A 16,124-nucleotide genomic window follows, 5' to 3' on the forward strand; every position below is an offset into this window, starting at 1 on the left:
ACGCCCGGTCCCATTCCGAACCCGGAAGCTAAGCCTTTCAGCGCCGATGGTACTGCAGGGGGGACCCTGTGGGAGAGTAGGACACCGCCGGACACCCACATCCCCGAATGGCCACCACACCGGTGGCCATTCGGCGTTAACACACAAACGAACAGCGCAGCCCCCAAGGCGATAAGGAGAGCCATGTCGGACGAGCGAGAGTCCCGCGACAAGCGACCGCGTCCGCGGTACGCCGCGGCAGACGACGGAAACCGACGGAGCTCCGATCGCCCCTCGAGTCGCGACCGCAGCGGCACCGGTCCTGAGCGCGGCTCCGATCGATCCGACTCGCCCCGAGCCGACCGTGAGCGCTCCAGCCGGGCCCCCGGGGGAAAGCGCTACGGCGACAAGCCCTACGGCGACAAGCGCTCGAGCAGCGGCCGCCGCTCAGGGGAGCAGAAGCCGTACGCGGGCAGGCGCTCCGACGATCGTCCCGGAAGCGACCGGCGCGCGGCATCCGGCAAGCCTTACGGCGCCGACCGCAGCAGCGACCGCTCCTACGGCGACAAGCGCGGTGCCGGCCGCCCGCCGTACGGTGAGAAGCGCGGCGCGGGCAGTGGCCGGAAGGGCGAATACCGCGGCGACAAAACGTACGGTGATCGTCGCGAGTCAGGCGCCCATCGCGACGGTCGTCCCGGCGGCCGCCCGCAGCGCACGGACCAGCGTCGCGACAACCGCTTCGGTGCGCCCGGTGGACGACCGCCCCGCGCCGGCGCACGCGACGACAGGTCGCGCGACCAGATGCGCGAGTCCGAGGCACGGGCGGCGCGGCATCCGGCACCTCCCATCCCCGACGACGTGACGCCGCGCGACCTCAACCCGGCCGCCCGCAACGAGCTCAAGACGCTGAGCAAGGAGAACGCGGAGAAGGTCGCCCGCCACCTCGCGATGGCGGCGGCGCTCATCGACGATGATCCCGCGCTCGCCCACGAGCATGCGCTGGCCGCCGTCCGCAGCGCGGGCCGAATCGCCGTGGTGCGCGAAACGGCTGCGATCACCGCTTACGCGATCGGCGACTACGCCCTCGCGCTGCGCGAGCTGCGCACGTTCCGTCGGATCTCGGGGCGCGACGACCAGATCGCGCTCATGGTCGACTCCGAGCGCGGCGTCGGCCGTCCCGATCGGGCGCTCGAGCTCGGGCGGAGCGTCGACCGTTCGACGCTCCCTCCCGCGGTGCGCGTCGAACTTGCCATCGCGATGTCTGGCGCGCGTCTCGACCTCGGCCAGACCGAGCGCGCGCTGCTCGAGCTGGACATCCCGGAGCTCGACCCCGACCGCGCGTACGAGTGGAGCCCCGCACTGTTCTCGGCGCGAGCCGCCGTGCTCGAGGAGCTCGGCCGCAGCGAAGAGGCCGAGGAGTGGCAGCGCCGCGCCGTCGTCGCCGCCGAGGCGATCGACGACGCATCCGGGCTCGCCGACAGCGAGACGATCTTCATCGAGGAGATCGAGGAAGAGGTCGAGGAGCCCCAGCCCGGCGCGACTGTCGAGACAGAGCCGGCTGAAGCGAGCGAGGCGGCGGAGAGCGGTCCCACCGCGGATGCCCCCACCGAGGCATCCGCGGTGGGCGAGGCCCCGGCCGACAACGACACCGACACCGCCGCGGAAACCGAATGATGAAACGCCCGCCGGGTGCCGAATCGCGATGCGATCGACGCCCGACGGGCGTTCTGCGTCGGGGGCGTTACTCCGCGAGGTGCTGACGCGCCGCGGTCACGATCGCGTCGTACAGGCGGTTCGCGTGGTCTTCGGTGAAGATTCCGTCGGACATGCCGACCATCGACGAGACGAAAGGCTCGCGGTTGGCCTCGATCGCGGCGTCGTCGAGCCCGACGAACGGCGTGCCCAGCATCACGAGCGTCTCGTCGCTGTAGACGGCCGCGACCTCCGCCTCGGAGATCCCCGGGACGGCGTCCTGCACGATCGCGAGGATCTCGGGGCGGACGATGGCGAGGTACGCCTCCTCGTCGTAGGCACCCGCTGCGGGAGCGTCATCGACGGCCCCGTCATCGGTCGACGTGCCGTCGTCGGTCGCCTCGTCTTCCGCCGTGACATCCGAAGACGTGACGGATTCGTCGACGGCCGCCGCCGCGGTCAGGCCGATGAGCACGAACGAGAAGACCATCGCCGCGATGGCGGCGAAGCCGCCGAGAACGGCGATCGCGAGCGCCGCGATGCCGAGCCCCTTGCCGCCGTGCTTCTTGTTGGCGAGCACGACGATACCGAGGATGAGCGCCGCGAGCAGGACGAGTCCGCCGAGCAGAGCGAAGATGAACGAAACTCCGGCCACCGGAACGAAGCCGAAGGCGACGAGCACGACGCCGACCACGGCGACGACCAGAGCGATGATGCCGAGGAGCTTCGGGCGGGTGTCCGGCGCGGGCGCGAACGGCGCGGCGCCGTACACCGCCGTCGGCTGGTCAAGCCCCGGGTAGGCCGCCGTCTGCTGTGCCGGCGGGTAGGGCTGGGTCGGCTGGTCGACAGCCGGCTCGGTGGGTGTGGACATGCTGTTCCTTGGGTGATCGAGGTGTGCAAAGGCGCAAGCGCTCTAGGCTATCGTGTCGCGCCCCTCGCGCCTGCCGGCGACCGGCCGCACGAGCAGCCGTCGCCGGTCGCGCATCCACCGCTGCCCCCTGCGCTTGAACTCCTCCCGCGTCGCGAAACGATAGCGGTACGTCACGACCCTCACCCACCTCGGGCGCTCGCCGTCGAACGGATCGTGCGCGAGCAGACGCAGAGTCGGCGGATCCGCTTCGAGGAGGCGCACGAGGAAGGTTGTGAACCACTCCTCGATCGGCCGCCCGAGCGGCAGGAACCACATGAGCCAGTCCAGACGCAGGTGGTACGGGGCGAACTGGCGCGGGATGCGGAACACGTCGCCCGGCTTGCCCTTGAACTCGTACGCGTGCCAGGTCGCGGCATCCGGATCCTCGTCCATCGTGCCTTCGACGATGTACTCGATGCGCTCCTTCGTGACCGTCCCGAACGCGCCATAGGCGTTCGCGAGCTGCCAGCGGTTGAAGCTCGCGTTCATGAGCTGCCTGCGCGCCACGAGGTTCCGCGCAGGCCACCAGCTCAGCACGATGTACAGCAGCGTGACCGCGGAGGTCACGATCACCCAGTAGAGCGGGAGTCCGTCGATCAGCCATGGCGGGTCGCTGGGCGGCCGCATCGGTTCGGACCGGATGCCGGGCAGCCCGACCGCCGAGAAGCCGAGCACGATCGTCGCCCAGTTGAGCCACGCGAAGTTGCCCGTGATGACGAGCCACAGCTGCGTTCCGATCACGACGGCTGCGGCGACGGCTCCGATGATCGCGGGCACGGGACCGGGGATCCACAGGCCGAAGATGGGCGCGAAGAGGAACCACGGCACCACGAGCTGTGCGAAGTGATTGCCCAGCACCTCGAGCTTGTGGAACCACCGGGGCAGAAGATGCGCCTGCCTGCTGAGCGGGCCGGGCATCGGCTGCGTCTCGTGGTGATAGGTGAGGGCCGTGAGGTCGCGCCACTCGCGTCCGCCGCGGATCTTGATCATGCCCGCGCCGAACTCGAGCCGGAACAGCAGCCACCAGAACAGCACGATGATCGCGGTCGCCGGCGGCTGGTCGTCGGATCCGAGGAATGCCGCGAGGAACCCCATCTCGAGCAGCAGCATCTCCCACCCGAACGAGTAGAAGGTCTGGCCGATGCTCGTGATCGACATGTAGCCGATCCAGAGTGCGAGGAAGCACAGCATCGGGACCCACGGCGGACCGAGCTGGGGGAGTCCGACCAGCAGGACCGCCGCGATCGCGATCCCGGCCCAGCAGAGGATCACCAGTCGCCGGTCGGTGTAGTCGATGTAGCGGAAGATCGTCGGTCGCAGCAGGCGGCCGCGAGACTTCGACGAGGCCGCCCACTGCAGCAGTCGCGGCGCGGGCTGCAGACCGTGCTCGCCGAGGAGCGGTCGGAACTGATTGAGCGTCGAGATGAAGGCGATGAGGAACAGCGCGGCGGTGCCGCGTTGCAGCACCTGCCGCGCGAACTCGAAGTCGACTGCTGCGAACCCGTTCATAGCTCATGCGGCCCGCCGGCACCTGCCTCGGGCCGTGACGACATCATCGCACCGAGCGCCGCGGGCTCGCATGGGCCCAAGGGCCCTTTTCGCGTGGCGCGCGGCTGGCCATGATGAAGGCACACGGATCGGGATACGGAAGGGGCGGCAATGGAATCGGTACGGCTCGACACACCGGCCGGCATCAGCGCGCGTCTGGGCTGGGACCCCAAGATGAGCGAGCACGACCGCAAGCGCATACTCGCGAAGGAGCTCATCGCAGCCCGTCTCGGCATCGGCGAAGGCGACATCGCGGTGATCCGCGAACAGCCGACGAAGTTCGGCCACCGCACCGAGCTCTACGCCGAGGTCGACGGCCGGAGCGTCCCGCTGACGATCCGCAACGTGAGCTTCCGCGGCGCGACAGTCGTCGCGGTGGCGGACCCCGATCTCGCGATCGGGCTCGATCTGCGGGACGCGCATCCGGACGAAGCGACGATCCGCGAGATGCGCCGCCACTCCCACCTCCTGGACGAGGACAACGTGCAGTCGCTCCTCGAGCATTGGACGCGCGTCGTCGCGATCCGCGAGGCAGACGGGCGCAAGAACCTCATCCGCGGCGACAACGTGCGGCTGAACTCCGCGCGGACGAAGGGCTGGGTGCCCGACCGGAAGACGCAGTACGAGCTCGTCGACCTGTCGCGCGACGGGTGGATCATCACGCTCGCGTGGGCGCGGAAGGAGGAATGAGCCCAGCCGCGCAGGTTCAGCCGCGCAGGTCGTCGGGCAGCGCGGCGTCGAGCTCGGCGAGCCACGTCGTGGCTGTGCCGTCGGACGGCGCGCGCCAGTCGCCGCGCGGCGACAGCGAGCCGGCGGGCGAGACCTTCGGCCCGTTGGGCACCGCCGATCGCTTGAACTGCGCGAACGCGAAGTACCGCTGCAGGAACACCCGCAGCCACTTCACGATGGTCGCGAGGTCGTACGCGTAGCGGTCCTCGTCGGGGAATCCGGGAGGCCAGGCCCCGGCATCCGCATCGCCCCACGCGTGCGCCGCGAGGAACGCGATCTTCGACGGACGGAATCCGTAGCGCAGCACGTGGAACAGCGCGAAGTCGTGGAGCGCGTAGGGGCCGATGCGGTCCTCGGTGGACTGCAGCCTGCCGTCCTGCGTCATCGGCACGAGCTCGGGGCTGATCTCGGTGTCGAGCACGGACTGCAGGACGCGCGCCGCCTCGGGCGAGAGCCTGGTCGAGCCGTCGACGCCCTCGCCGTGCGAGATGACCCAGCGGATGAGGTGCTGGATGAGGGTCTTCGGCACTCCCGCGTTGACGGTGTAGTGGCTCATGTGGTCGCCGACCCCGTACGTCGCCCACCCGAGCGCGAGTTCGGAGAGGTCGGAGGTGCCGATGACCATGCCGCCGTGGTGGTTCGCGAGGCGGAACAGATAGTCGGTGCGGATGCCGGCCTGCACGTTCTCGAACGTGATGTCGTGCACCGGCTCGCCTTCTGCGAACGGATGGCCGATGCGCTCGAGCATCTCGGTTGCGAGCGGCCGGATGTCGATCGTCTCGATCGACGCGCCGACCGCCTCGGCGAGGGCGATCGCGTTCGACTTCGTGTGGTCGCTCGTCGCGAAGCCCGGCATCGTGTACGCGAGGATGTCGCTGCGCGGGCGGCCCATTCGGTCCATCGCGCGTGCCACGACGAGCAGGGCGTGGGTCGAGTCGAGTCCGCCGCTGACGCCGAGGACGGGCTTCGGCGCGCCGATGGCCTCCATGCGGCGCACGAGCCCCGACACCTGGATGTTGAACGCCTCGTAGCAGTCCTGCGCGAGCCGCTCGGGGTCGTCGGGCACGAACGGGAACCGGTCGAGCACGCGCATGAGCCCGATGTCGGCGCCGGGAGGATCGAGCTCGAAATGCACGGTGCGGAACAGCGTCGCATCCGACCTTCTGTTGTCGTCGAAGGTGCCCTGGCGGATGCGATCCTGACGCAGCCGGTCGAGATCGACGTCGGCGACGCTGCGGCGAGGGCCATCGGGGAACCGCTCGGTCTCGGCGAGCAGGTTGCCCGACTCGTAGATCATCGTCTGGCCGTCCCACGAGACGTCGTTCGTCGACTCGCCCATGCCCGCGGCGGAATACGCGTATGCGGCGAGACAGCGGAACGACTGCGACTGGCACAGTGTCTTGCGGTCGTCGGCGCGCGCGATCGTGATCGGGCTGCCCGACAGGTTGGCGAGCACCGTCGCGCCGGCGAGCGCCGCGCGCGACGACGGCGGGATCGGCACCCACATGTCTTCGCACACCTCGGCGTGGACGACCAGGCCCGGAACATCGAGCGCCTCGAACAGCAGGTCGGGCCCGAACGGCGCCTCGAGCTCGCCCACCCGGATGTCTTCGCCGATCTGGTCGTCGCCCGGCGCGAACCAGCGCCGCTCGTAGAACTCGCGATACGTCGGCAGGTACGACTTCGGCGCGACGCCGAGTAGCTCGCCGCGGTGGATGACGACGGCGCAGTTGTAGAGGCGGTTGCGGTGGCGCAGCGGCGCGCCGACGATGATCATCGGCAGGAGATCGACGGATGCCTCGACCAGCCGCTCGATCGCGGCGACGACGCCGTCGAGCAGCGCGTCCTGCATCATGAGGTCTTCGACCGAGTACCCGGACAGACACAGCTCGGGGAAGATCGCGACGGCGACGGCCTCGTCGTGGCATTCGCGCGCCGTCTCGAGGACGGCCTGCGCGTTCGCGACGGGATCGGCGAGCGCCACGGGGATCGTGCACGCGGCGATGCGCGCGTAGCCGTGGCGGTACGCGCTCTCGAACGGCAGGTCGGTGATCACGTCCCCAGTCTTGCAGGTGCGAACGACGTCGTGTCGGATGCCGCGGCTATCGTCGAGAGCAGGGAAGGGGAGCATGCGTTACATCGAGAACGAAGGCCGGTTCGTCTGGAGCGCAAGCGATCTCAAGGCTGCCGCAGAGTGCGAGTTCGCGTGGTTGCGCGCGATCGACGCGAAGCTCGGGCGCGTGCCCGCGGTCGAAGAGCCGGTGGATCTGACGCTCGAGCGGGCGGGGCGGCTCGGGCATCAGCATGAGCAGCGCGTGCTCGCCGCGTACCGCGAGCGGTTCGGTGCGGGGGTCGTCGAGATCCCCGAGGCCAAAACGTACGACGCCGACGCGCTCGCCGCGGCCGTCGCTGAGACCGAGAAGGCGCTCGCGTCCGACGCCGACGTCATCTACCAAGCCACGTTCGCGACGGACGATTTCGTGGGGTTCGCCGACTTCCTCGTGCGCGACGCGCCCGAAGGCTCCCGCGGCGTCGGCCCGTGGGTCGTGCAAGACACGAAGCTCGCCCGCCACGCGCGTGTCACGGCGCTGATGCAGCTCGCGGCATACGTCGCGCAGCTCGATCGTCTGGGGGTCCCGCGGTCCGACCGCGTCGAACTGCTGCTGGGCGACGGCACCGTGAGCGTCCACGAGGTCGACGACCTGCTGCCGGTGTTCGCACTGCGACGCGGCCGGCTCCGCGCGCTCGTCGATGACCGCCGCCTCGACCTCGGGGCGGAGGGTCCCGCGATCGCATGGGGCGACCCGCGGGGCGAGCTCGCGGTCATGGCGTGCGGGCGTTGCGCGACGTGCGAACTCGAGGTCGAGGCATCACGCGATCTGCTCCTCGTCGCCGGGATGCGGCCGGTGCAGCGCGAGCGGCTGCTCGCCGCCGGGATCGACACGATCGATCGGCTCGCCGAGGCATCCGTCCCGCCCGCCCGCATGAGCCCCGACACGTTCTCGTCGCTGCGCACGCAGGCTCGACTGCAGCTCGCGAGCCCCGCGGGGGTTGTGACGAAGGTCGCTCCCCCGGTGGCAGAGCCCGAAGAAGCGGTGGCCCCCGAGCCGGCTGGGCCGACGTTCGAGGTCGTCGCGCCGAAGGCGCTGGGCGCGCTGCCGCGACCCGATCACGGCGATCTCTTCTTCGACTTCGAGGGCGACCCGCTGTACACCGAGGGCGAAGCCGTCGAGTGGGGGATCGACTATCTCTTCGGGTGGGTCGACGACCGCGAGCAGTACACCGCCCTGTGGGCGCATTCGTTCGAAGAGGAGCGGCGCGCGCTCGAGACGTTCCTCGACATCGTCGCGCTGCGGCGCAAGCAGTTCCCCGGCATGCACATCTACCACTACGCGCCGTACGAGCCGACGCACCTGCTTGCGATGGCGGCGCGCCACGGCGTGCGTGAGGCCGACGTCGATCGGCTGCTGCGCGACGGAGTCTTCGTCGACCTGTATCCGATCGTGAGGCGCGCGCTGCGCGTCGGCTCGCGGTCGTACTCGATCAAGAAGCTCGAACCGCTCTACATGGGCGACGAAGTGCGCACGAGCGACGTGCAGAAGGGCGACGACTCGATCGTCCGATACGTCGAGGCGCGCGCCCTGCGCGAAGACGGTGACGCGGCCGCGGCATCCGCGATCTTCGACGACCTCGCCGATTACAACCGCTACGACTGCGTCTCGACGAGGCGCCTGCGCGACTGGCTCGTCGACCGCGCCCGAGAGGCGGATCTGCGGCCGTCGCCCGAGCCCGAGCCCGACGAGCGCGTGTACGAGCCGTCGTCGCGCGCGCTGGCGCTGGGGGAGCTCGCGAAGTCGCTTCCGGAGGACTCGCCCGAGGCGGTCGCGCTGCGCCTCGGCGCTGCCGCGATCGACTACTACCCGCGCGAGTCGAAGTCCTTCTGGGCGACGCACTTCCTGCGGCTCCGCGAGCCGGTGTCGGTGTGGGAGGAGACACGCGACGTCGTCGCTCTCGACCGTGCGCGCTGCCGCGTGGTCGAGGACTGGCACCGTCCCGAGGGCGCGCGCTCCGACCGGCGGCTCCTCGAGCTGCGGGGCGAGCTCGCGCCCGGCACGCGGCTGACCGAGGGCGGCAACCCGTTCGCGCTCTACGAGCTGCCCGTCGACTTCCCGTTCGACGCTCGCCCGCGGTGGATCCACGCGGACCACCGCGTGACGGTCATCGACGTGCTCGACGACGGCGCGATCGTCGAGGAGTACGCGGTCGGCGACGTCACGTGGGCCGAGCTTCCGATCGCACTGACGCCCGAGGCTCCGCCGCGCGCCGGCAACCAGCAGCTCGCGATCGACGCGTGGGCGGATGCCGTGATCGCCCAGGCTCCCGCCCTGCCGCAGGATCCGGCGACCGACATCCTGCTGCGTCGGCCTCCGCGCACGTTCTCGAACGCGCTGCCTGCGGCGGGCCCCGACGACGTCGCGGCGATCTCGAGGGCGATCCTCGATCTCGATCGCAGCTACCTCGCGGTGCAAGGGCCTCCGGGCACGGGTAAGACCTACGTCGGCTCGCACGTGATCGCACGCCTCGTGCGCGACCACGGCTACAAGGTGGGCGTGGTCGCCCAGTCGCACAAGGTCGTCGAGAACATGCTCGACCGGATCGTCGGAGCGGGTGTGCCCCGCGAGCAGGTCGCGAAGGCGCCGAAGGACGCGGCATCCGAACCCCTGTACACGGCGATCCCGAAGAACGGCGTCGCCGCGTTCGCGGCCGAGCAGACCGGCGGGTACGTCATCGGCGGCACAGCGTGGGATTTCAGCCACGAGGGGCGCATTCCGCGCGGCAGTCTCGACCTGCTCGTGATCGACGAGGCGGGTCAGTTCTCGCTCGCGTCGACGATCGCCGTGTCGCTCGCGTCGCCGCGGCTCCTTCTTCTGGGCGACCCGCAGCAGCTGCCGCAAGTCAGTCAGGGCACGCACCCCGAGCCCGTCGACACCTCGGCTCTCGGCTGGGTCATGGACGGCGCCGACGTCATCCAGCCCGAGTACGGCTACTTCCTCGCGCGGACGTGGCGCATGCACCCGGCGGTCGCTGCTCCCGTGTCGCAGCTGTCGTACCGCGGAGAGCTCGCGTCGCACCCGTCGACGGCGCTGCGCGAGCTCGCGGGCATCGAGCCGGGGCTGCACCCGGTGCCCGTACGGCACAAGGCGAACGCGACGCAGTCGCCCGAAGAGGCCGCGGTCGTCGTGTCGATCGTGCGCGACCTCATCGGCCGGCCATGGCGAGACGTGCGGTTCGGCGAGAACGGCGAGACGCTCCGTTGCGACGAACGTCCGCTCGCGCAGAGCGACCTCATCGTCGTGACGCCGTACAACGCGCAGCAGGTCGCGGTCGAAGAGGCGCTCGCGGCGGCCGGCTTCCGTGAGATCCCGGTGGGCACGGTCGATCGCTTCCAGGGCCAGGAGGCCGCCGTCGCGATCGTGTCGCTCGCGGCGTCGTCGGGCCGCGACGCGCCGCGCGGGCTCGAGTTCCTGCTGCTGCGCAACAGGCTCAACGTCGCGATCTCGAGGGCGATGCACACGGCGTACCTCGTGTACTCGCCGGGGCTCCTCGACGATCTGCCGCGCACGCCCGACGGGGTCGCGCGCCTCAGCGGTTTCGCGCGCCTCGTCGGCGTGGCCGAACCGCTCGAGGGCGCGGTGTTCGCCTCCGGGCATCCGGGAGTCGCCGTCACGGCACCCGCGTAGACTCGGCGAACGGACGCAGGAGGCATCCCATGGCCGACATCCCCCGTCAGTTCGAGATCGACCTGCCGCCCGAGCTCATCGGCGGCTCGTACGCCGACTTCGCGAACGTCTGGCACACGCAGACGGTGTTCGTCATGGACTTCGTGACCCTCGCTCAGCCGCCGCGCGAAGAGATCGATCCCGACACGGGGGACCGGCGCACGGTCGTGCCGGCGCGCGTCGTCAGTCGCATCCGGATTCCTCCCGAGCAGGTGTTCGAACTCGCGAAGGCTCTCACGCAGCAGCTCGAATTCTGGGAGCAGGAGACGGGGCGCCGCCCGCCGCCGGATGCCCCGCTCATCGATTAGGGGCGCCACGCGTCGAAGTCTCGGTCCCCCCAGGTCTCTATGACGCCCGGGCCGCGATGTCAACCCGGTTGGGGTCGTTCCGCCGCGCCCCGTAACCTTGCGGAGCGCTCACGCGCAGGTTGCGGCATCCGCTCGGCGAGGGGTGGATGCCGCAACTGCGTATCACCGCGACCCGCATCCGCTCCTTTCCCCGAGAGAGGAGCGCGCGATGACCACGATCCAGATCACCGACACCGGGACCGCCCGTCGCGGTCCGGTGTTCTGGCTGTGCCGGTACCTCCCCGGTGAGATCGCCGGGACGGCTGCACTCGTGCTCGCAGGACTCGGCGTCACCGTCTGGACCGACGCGCCCGTCGCCATCGCCCTCGCGGGGCTGGTCGGCGCGATCCTCGGGTTCTACGGGGTGCTCGCGATCACGATCTACTCCGAGCACTCGATCGCGGCGCACGGCCGAGCCCGGCGCGGGGCGTTCGCGCTGCTCGTGGCGGAGTTCGGGCCGGTCGAGTTCGTGGACACGCTGGTCATCCGCCCCGCCGCGCTCTTGCTCGGCGTGTGGATGGCGCCCGACCCCATCTGGGGTCTGCTCGCAGGCAAGCTCGCGGCCGACGTCGTCTTCTACGCCGCCCTCGCGAAGTCGCACAACACGCACGACATGCGCGGAAGCCGCGGCACGCGCGGCGCGCGGCGCACACGCGGCGCGCGCCCCGCGCGCGAGCCTCAGACCGTGCCGTAGAGGCGGTCGCCGGCGTCACCGAGGCCGGGCACGATGTAGCCCTTGTCGTTGAGGCGCTCGTCGAGCGCACCCAGCACGAGGGTCACGTCGCGGTCGCCGACCTGACGCTCGATCGCAGCGACACCCTCGGGCGCACCGAGGAGGCAGATCGCCGTGACGTCCTGTGCGCCGCGGCGGAACAGGAAGTCGATCGCCATGCCCAGCGATCCGCCCGTCGCGAGCATCGGGTCGAGCACGAAGCACTGGCGGTCGCTCAGGTCGAGCGGCAGACGCTCGGCGTACGTCGTGGGCTCGAGCGTCTCTTCATTGCGCACCATGCCGAGGAAGCCGACCTCGGCCGTCGGCAGCAGCTTGACCATCCCGTCGAGCATGCCCAGGCCCGCGCGCAGGATCGGGACGACGATCGGGCGGGGCTCGTCGATCTTCACGCCGTTCGTCTTCGAGACGGGCGTCTGGATCTCGATCGCCGCGACGCGCACGTTGCGGGTGGCCTCGTATGCCAGGAGCGTCACGAGCTCCTCGGTGAGCTGGCGGAAGACCGGCGAGGGGGTGCGCTCGTCGCGCAGCACCGTGAGCTTGTGCGTGATGAGCGGGTGGTCGGCGACGTGCAGGCGCATGCACTCAGGTTATCGGGCGCGGCGCGTCGGCGAGGGGCCGCGGGCGCGGCGGATGCGGCATCCGCGTACGCTCTGGGATGTGAACTCGCCCGCAGACCTGACCGCGATGCGCCGCGCTCTCTCGCTCGCGGCCGAGGCGGGGTCGCGCGGCGACGTTCCGGTCGGTGCGGTGGTGACGGATGCGTCGGGCTCGATCATCGGCGAAGGACGCAACCTCCGCGAGGTCACGAACGACCCCACGGCGCACGCCGAGGTCGTCGCGCTGCGTGAGGCGGCGGCATCCGTCGGCTCGTGGAACCTCGAGGGCTGCACGCTCGTCGTGACGCTGGAGCCGTGCGTCATGTGCGCGGGGGCGCTGCTGCAGGCCCACGTGTCGCGGCTCGTGTTCGGCGCGTGGGACGACAAGGCGGGGGCGGCCGGCTCCGTATACGACGTCGTGCGCGATCGTCGGCTGCCGTATCGCGCCGAGGTCATCGCGGGAGTCGAAGCGGATGCCGCGACCGCGCTGCTGCGCGAGTTCTTCGAGTCGAAGCGCTGACTCATTTCACCGCAGCGAGCCTGAGCCATCCGATGAGCTGCGCGGGGTGCCCTCCCGGCGAGCCGGCATCGGGTTCGGCGGGAGCCGACCGAAGGCCGGCGGGGGAATGTCTCGCCGGGGGCACCCCGCGCAGCGGACGCAAGACCTCTTGTACAGGGTGAGTGCTACGGCAACCGCGGCAGCACCTCGGCGCCCAGGTACTCGACGTGGTCGACGTCCTGCAGGTCGAGGAGCTGGAGGTACACGCGCTCGATGCCGAACGAGCGGTAGCGGTCCATGCGCTCGGCGATCTCGTCTGGGCCGCCGACGATGTTCGTGCCGTCGCGCACCTCTTCGAGCGTGCGGCCGATGCGCTCGGCGCGACGGGCGATCTCGGCATCCGACGCCCCCGCGATCGTCGACATCGCGATCGAGATCTTGAGCGATCCCGGATCGCGGCCGATGCGCTCGCATGCGGCGCGCACGTGGTCGAGGCGCTCCTGGATCGCGTCCTCCTTCGGGAAGCCGAGGTTGTACTCGGTCGCGAAGCGGGCGACGAGGTCGGGCGTGCGGCGGGTTCCGCCGCCGCCCACGATGAGCGGGATCGGCTGCTGCACGGGCTTCGGCAGTGCCGGTGCGTCGACGAGCGTGTAGTGGCGGCCCGAGAACGAGTACGTCTCGCCGAGCGGCGTCGACCACAGGCCGGTCACGATCTCGAGCTGCTCCTCGAACGGGCCGAAGCGCTTGGCCGGGAACGGGATGCCGTACGCCTCGTGCTCACGCTCGAACCACCCGGCGCCGAGCCCCAGCTCGACGCGTCCGCCCGACATCTCGTCGACCTGCGCGACCTGGATCGCCAGGATGCCCGGGTGGCGGAACGTGATGGGCGAGACGAGCGTGCCGAGGCGGATGCTCGTTGTCTCACGCGCGAGCGCGGCGAGGGTCGTCCATGCGTCGGTCGGGCCGGGCAGTCCGTCGCGCGAGCCCATCGAGAGGTAGTGGTCCGAGCGGAAGAAGCCCGTGAAGCCGTGGCGTTCGACGGCCTGGGCGAACGCGAGCTGATCGCCGTAGGTCGCGCCGAGCTGGGGTTCGGTGAAGACGCAGTACTCCATGGAGCCAGTCTTCCAGCGCGCGGACACCGGATCGCACACGCATCCGGTGGATGGAATCAGTCGGTCGACTTCAGCACGATCTGATCCGTCGCGGGGTGCGGGTGGTCGCCGCGGAACACGGCCGGCTCGAGGTAGATGACCCTGGCCGCCGCGACCGCCGCGCGCACGCGCTTCTCGATCGCGTCGATGTCGTGCGCGACGTCGGCGAGGGTGCGGTCGGTCGCGAAGCCGAGCTTCGCGGCGACGAGCAGCTCGTCGGGGCCGAGGTAGAGCGTCTTGATGTGGATGAGCCGCTCGATCTCGCCGCCCTCGGTGATCGCTTCGACGATGAGCCGGTGATCGGCATCGGTCGCGCCCTCGCCGACGAGCAGGCTCTTCGTCTCGATGCCGAGCACGATCGCGATGATGATGAGCAGCGTGCCGATCATGAGCGTGCCGATCGCGTCGAACACCGGGTTGCCCGTGATGACCGTGAGCCCCACACCGAGGAGGGCGAACGCGAGGCCCGTGAGGGCGCCGATGTCTTCGAGGAGCACGACCGGCAGCTCGGGGGCCTTCGCGTGGCGCACGAACTGCACCCACGACTGCCCCTTCTTGCGGACGTGGTTGCTCTCGACGACGGCGGTGCGCAGCGAGAACGACTCCAGCACGATCGCGATGACGAGCACGACGATCGGCAGCCACCACCACTGCGGGTCGAGGGCGTGCGGATGCGTGAGCTTCTCGACGCCCTCGTAGATCGCGAAGAGGCCGCCGACGGAGAACAGGATGATCGAGACGACGAACGCGTACACGTAGCGCTCGCGGCCGTAGCCGAACGGATGCTCGCGGTCGGCGCGCTTCTTCGCCTGGCGCCCGCCGAGCATGAGCAGCAGCTGGTTGCCTGAGTCGGCGACCGAGTGGATGGCCTCTGCGAGCATCGACGCGGATCCCGAGAGGAACCAGGCGACGAACTTCGCGATCGCGATTCCCATATTCGCCAGGAACGCCGCGATGATCGCCTTGCCGCCGCCCGATGCACTCATGCTCCGAGTCTACGGATCGGCCGCTCGCCGTCAGTCCGAGGAGCGGATGACGATCTGCTCGGTCGGGGGAGAGGGGTCGGCCGGGCGGCCGACGTAGCCGATCACCTCGAGCAGCGCCTGCCGGAATTGGATGGGCCGTTCGAGATGCGGCGAGTGCCCGACGCCCTCGAGGCTGAGTTCTCGCACGGTGCCGCCGCGCTCGGCGTACCGGCTGAGCACGTCGCGCATCTGCGACACCATCTCCTGCGCGGGCGCCGTTTCGGGCCCCGGCCAGCCCGGGATGATGCCCAGCGCACCGAGGTGATTGATGTCGTAGAGCGAGGCGTCCGAGACGATCGCGTCGGCCGTGCCGTGGATCCAGACCACGGGAGGCTTGCGGGGCAGGTCGACGATGCCGGAGACGTTGAAGTACTTCGGCGCCATCGTGTTGAGCACTCCCACCGTGCCGGCGGCGAAGCCGGGCCAGTTCTCGGAGGGCACCGAGTCGCCGGGGTAGTTCCCGGTCGCGGTCGACGTCGACAGGATCGACTCGACCCACACGTCCTCGTGCTCGGTCGTGTAGTCCGCCGCGACGTAGTGCGCGCGGAACACGCTGCGCGGCGAGGTGGGCGCCTCGTCGGTCGTGTCGTGGGCCTCGAGGCGCGCGACGAAGTCGGGATTGCCGGCGCCGCCGCCGCATCCGGCATCGTCGTCGGTCAGTCGCGTGCCGTCCCGCCGCGTGCCGCCGAAGCCGTACGGAGAGACGGGTGATTCGAGCGTGAGGCTCAGCACGGGATGGTCGAGCGCGTACTGCATGATGACGCCGGCGCCCATCGACCAGCCGACGAGGTGGGCCGTGGGGATCTCGAGCGCGTCGAGCGTCGCCTTGACGTCGTCGCTGAAGTCGCGCACGCCGCGGGTGGCGTCGATGGGCGCGTGCTCGGTGAAGCCGTACCCGCGCAGGTCGATCGCGATCACCCGGAGGTCGGACGGAAGATCGAGCATCGTCTCCTGCCAGAACAGCGACGACGAGCCGTTGCCGTGGATCAGCACGACCGTGCGCTCGGGCGGCGTCGCAGCATCGTCGCCCGCGCGCTCGAGGATTCCGACCGTGAGTCGGGGCGTCTCGACCAGTCTTCTCGTGATTCCGTCGAACAGGGTCATGGCCGGGTCCTTCGCTGAAACGGGGAGGCGG

Annotated in this window: 13 protein-coding genes and 1 rRNA gene; 7 read left to right on the forward strand and 7 right to left on the reverse strand. The window is 70.3% G+C overall.

What is annotated here, in order from left to right; all coding sequences use genetic code 11:
* Positions 1 to 93 (forward strand): 5S ribosomal RNA (gene rrf, locus VNR19_RS03980); the annotation flags it as partial.
* A gap of 90 nt (positions 94 to 183) precedes the next feature.
* A complete protein-coding gene (locus tag VNR19_RS03985; RefSeq protein WP_325724124.1) occupies positions 184 to 1,653 on the forward strand; it encodes a primosomal protein in 1,470 nt (489 codons plus the stop codon).
* 67 nt (positions 1,654 to 1,720) lie between these two features.
* Here the strand turns inward: VNR19_RS03985 and VNR19_RS03990 are convergent, their stop codons facing one another.
* On the reverse strand, positions 1,721 to 2,542 hold the full coding sequence (locus VNR19_RS03990) for a hypothetical protein (protein WP_325724125.1): 822 nt from the start codon (positions 2,540 to 2,542) through the stop codon (positions 1,721 to 1,723).
* Between the two features lie 42 nt (positions 2,543 to 2,584).
* Complete coding sequence (locus tag VNR19_RS03995) at positions 2,585 to 4,090, reverse strand: lipase maturation factor family protein (RefSeq protein WP_325724127.1); 1,506 nt, start codon at positions 4,088 to 4,090, stop codon at positions 2,585 to 2,587.
* Between the two features lie 150 nt (positions 4,091 to 4,240).
* Between VNR19_RS03995 and VNR19_RS04000 the strand changes: the two genes are divergently transcribed.
* Positions 4,241 to 4,819, forward strand: coding sequence for a hypothetical protein (locus VNR19_RS04000; RefSeq protein WP_325724128.1), 579 nt, complete (start codon positions 4,241 to 4,243; stop codon positions 4,817 to 4,819).
* Positions 4,820 to 4,835: 16 nt separating this feature from the next.
* On the opposite strand, the gene VNR19_RS04005 is transcribed toward VNR19_RS04000, so the two are convergent.
* Positions 4,836 to 6,914: an NAD(+) synthase gene (locus VNR19_RS04005; RefSeq protein WP_325724130.1), complete on the reverse strand. Its 2,079-nt coding sequence runs from the start codon at positions 6,912 to 6,914 to the stop codon at positions 4,836 to 4,838.
* Positions 6,915 to 6,987: 73 nt separating this feature from the next.
* Here VNR19_RS04005 and VNR19_RS04010 point away from each other — a divergent pair, with 73 nt between their 5' ends.
* From VNR19_RS04010 to VNR19_RS04020, 3 genes are all read left to right on the forward strand, one after another.
* The gene (locus VNR19_RS04010; protein WP_325724132.1) at positions 6,988 to 10,599 is read left to right on the forward strand and encodes a TM0106 family RecB-like putative nuclease; all 3,612 of its coding nucleotides are present in this window, start codon (positions 6,988 to 6,990) and stop codon (positions 10,597 to 10,599) included.
* A gap of 29 nt (positions 10,600 to 10,628) precedes the next feature.
* Positions 10,629 to 10,946, forward strand: coding sequence for a DUF3467 domain-containing protein (locus VNR19_RS04015; RefSeq protein ID WP_325724134.1), 318 nt, complete (start codon positions 10,629 to 10,631; stop codon positions 10,944 to 10,946).
* 208 nt (positions 10,947 to 11,154) lie between these two features.
* On the forward strand, positions 11,155 to 11,679 hold the full coding sequence (locus VNR19_RS04020; RefSeq protein ID WP_325724136.1) for a hypothetical protein: 525 nt from the start codon (positions 11,155 to 11,157) through the stop codon (positions 11,677 to 11,679).
* On the opposite strand, the gene upp is transcribed toward VNR19_RS04020, so the two are convergent.
* Positions 11,664 to 12,296, reverse strand: a complete 633-nt coding sequence (gene upp / locus VNR19_RS04025) for a uracil phosphoribosyltransferase (RefSeq protein WP_325724138.1) — start codon at positions 12,294 to 12,296, stop codon at positions 11,664 to 11,666. The two genes, VNR19_RS04020 and upp, sit on opposite strands and share 16 nt — an antisense overlap.
* 106 nt (positions 12,297 to 12,402) lie before the next feature.
* Here upp and VNR19_RS04030 point away from each other — a divergent pair, with 106 nt between their 5' ends.
* The gene (locus VNR19_RS04030) at positions 12,403 to 12,834 is read left to right on the forward strand and encodes a nucleoside deaminase (protein WP_325724246.1); all 432 of its coding nucleotides are present in this window, start codon (positions 12,403 to 12,405) and stop codon (positions 12,832 to 12,834) included.
* 164 nt (positions 12,835 to 12,998) lie between these two features.
* On the opposite strand, the gene VNR19_RS04035 is transcribed toward VNR19_RS04030, so the two are convergent.
* From VNR19_RS04035 to VNR19_RS04045, 3 genes are read right to left on the reverse strand one after another with little or no spacing between them, the layout of a single operon-like run.
* The gene (locus tag VNR19_RS04035) at positions 12,999 to 13,925 is read right to left on the reverse strand and encodes an LLM class F420-dependent oxidoreductase (protein WP_325724141.1); all 927 of its coding nucleotides are present in this window, start codon (positions 13,923 to 13,925) and stop codon (positions 12,999 to 13,001) included.
* A 56-nt stretch (positions 13,926 to 13,981) separates the two neighbouring features.
* Complete coding sequence (locus VNR19_RS04040) at positions 13,982 to 14,950, reverse strand: cation diffusion facilitator family transporter (RefSeq protein WP_325724142.1); 969 nt, start codon at positions 14,948 to 14,950, stop codon at positions 13,982 to 13,984.
* A 30-nt stretch (positions 14,951 to 14,980) separates the two neighbouring features.
* Positions 14,981 to 16,093 (reverse strand): alpha/beta fold hydrolase, encoded by a 1,113-nt coding sequence (locus VNR19_RS04045; protein ID WP_325724144.1) that lies wholly within the window; start codon positions 16,091 to 16,093, stop codon positions 14,981 to 14,983.
* Positions 16,094 to 16,124: the final 31 nt, after the last annotated feature.

Source organism: Microbacterium sp., assembly GCF_035556355.1.
GTDB lineage: Bacteria > Actinomycetota > Actinomycetes > Actinomycetales > Microbacteriaceae > Microbacterium.